The organism is uncultured Adlercreutzia sp. (assembly GCA_910585575.1).
GTDB lineage: Bacteria > Actinomycetota > Coriobacteriia > Coriobacteriales > Eggerthellaceae > Adlercreutzia.
The window spans coordinates 1-2,104 of the sequence record CAJUFS010000130.1; the positions used below are offsets into that span (position 1 = coordinate 1).

Consider the following 2,104-nt stretch of genomic DNA (forward strand, 5'->3'; position numbering starts at 1 on the left):
GCAGCGGAGCGGCGCGTGCCCGGAGCGGGATGCCGCCCCCGCCCGCGGACGACCCGGAAAACCAGAGCGACCCGCGAGCAAGCCGAAGGCGAGCAAGCGGGAGCCGTCATCCCGCAAGCGGCGTCCGCCCAAGCAAGCGGGAACCGGCCCTACGCGAAGATCTCCTTCTCCACCACCAGCTCGTTCTTGATGTGGCCCACCAGCTTCTGCAAGGCATCGATGCAGTTGGGGCGGATGTCGGCGCCGATGAGCACGTACATGAGGGAATCACCCACCTCGCAGCGGCCCTCGTTCAGCCAGGTGCGCACGTAGTAGACGCCCGGCCAGGTAAGGGCCTCGGCCTCGGCGGCGGCCAGGCCTTCGGCGTCGTAAGAGAATTCCACGGCCACCACTTCACCCAAACCCTCCACGCCTTCGCGCACCTGGGCCTTCGGCGTGATGCGCACCACGCCGTTATGGGTAAGGAACATGCCGCACTGGGCGGCGGCCGGATCGGCCTTGGCCTCGCGGAGCCACTGATCGACGGAGGGTTCTTGCTTTGCCATGGGGCAACCTTTCTCGCAAACGCCAATGATCGCTTCAAAGTCCAGGCTTCAGCTCGACTTTATTGGTTGCTGAGAATAATACCAGAGTTCCCGCTGAGCGCCCGCTTGTTTTTCCTCACGGCGATTTAACGGGTCAGACACACAAATATGACCTCGATGCTGGTACTATAGGCGCCATCTTTGACACACCGCCGATGCCTGGCCGCAGGCATGGCCCCGCAACACCGAACAATCTGGGCGCCCCAAGCGCATCGCCGCCAAGCGCCCCTTCAGCAGAAAGGATGCTCCATGTCGCTTCCCGCTTCCGACCTGACCAAGCAGCCCGACAACCGCACTACCATGGAGCTGGGCGCCGTGCTGCCCGAAACCGCCGAGGTGCGCGACGATCACCTGTTCATCGGCGGTGTCGACATGGTAGAGCTGGCCCGCGAGCAGGGCACGGCCTTGTACGTCTTCGACGAGGCTGACCTGCGCCACCGCATGGAGACCTACCGCGAGGCCTTCCGCAGCCGTTACGAGAACTCCGACATCATCTACGCCTCCAAGGCCTTCCTCAACAAGGAAGTCGTGCGCATCGCCAACGCCGAGGGACTCTGCCTCGATGTGTCCGGTGGCGGCGAGCTGGCCTGCGCCCAGTCGGTGGACTTCCCTATGGAGCGCATCTTCGTGCACGGCAACAACAAGACGCCCCAGGAGCTGGAGGAGGCTATTTCTGCCGGCGTGGGCCGCATTGTGCTGGACAGTCGCATCGAGCTGGCCCGCGTGAATGAGATTGCCGGCCGCTTGGGCAAGGTGCAGGACGTGTATATGCGCATCACCCCCGGCGTGGAGGCCGACACCCACGAGTACATCCGCACCGGCTGCGAGGACTCGAAGTTCGGCTTCACCATGCGCGAGGACTTCGCCTTCAAGTGCGTGGCCGACGTGCTGGCTGCCGAGAACGTGCGCCTGGTGGGCCTGCACTGCCACATTGGGTCGCAGATTTTCGCCCTGCACTCCTTCCGCGAGGCCGCGGCCGTGATGGTGGAGTTCATGGCCCGTATCCGCGACACCTACAACCACGAGATTACCGAGCTGGATCTGGGCGGCGGCTTAGGCATTGCCTACCTGGCCGAGCACCAGCCCTCCACCATCGACGACTTCGCCGAGGTTACCTGCTCGGCGGTGCGCGACCTGTGCGCTCTGCACAACCTGCCGCTGCCGCGCCTTCTGGTGGAGCCCGGTCGCAGTCTGGTGGCCAACGCCGGCGTCACCCTGTACACCGTGGGCATTCTGAAGACGCTGCCCGGCATTCGCAAGTATGTGGCCGTGGACGGCGGCATGTCCGACAATATCCGCACGGCCCTGTACCACGCCGACTACGAGCCCACCATTGCCAACAAGGCCGGGCAGCCGCGCACGGAAATTGTCACCCTGTGCGGCAAGCACTGCGAAAGCGGCGACGCCGTGGTTATCGACATGCCGCTGCAGACCCCCGATCTGGGCGACATTGTGTGCGTCTTCGGCACCGGCGCCTACAACATGACCATGGCCAGCAACTACAACGGCCAGCCGCGCCC

The 2,104-nt window shown here is 64.6% G+C and carries 2 protein-coding genes; one reads left to right on the forward strand and one right to left on the reverse strand.

The features are described 5' to 3' along the window. Positions 1-149 precede the first annotated feature (149 nt). Positions 150-545: a molybdenum cofactor biosynthesis protein MoaE gene (locus QZ307_RS10995; protein WP_275206163.1), complete on the reverse strand. Its 396-nt coding sequence runs from the start codon at positions 543-545 to the stop codon at positions 150-152. 288 nt (positions 546-833) lie between these two features. Between QZ307_RS10995 and lysA the strand changes: the two genes are divergently transcribed. Next, a partial coding sequence (gene lysA, locus QZ307_RS11000; RefSeq protein WP_295999768.1) for a diaminopimelate decarboxylase occupies positions 834-2,104 on the forward strand: 1,271 nt, incomplete at its 3' end.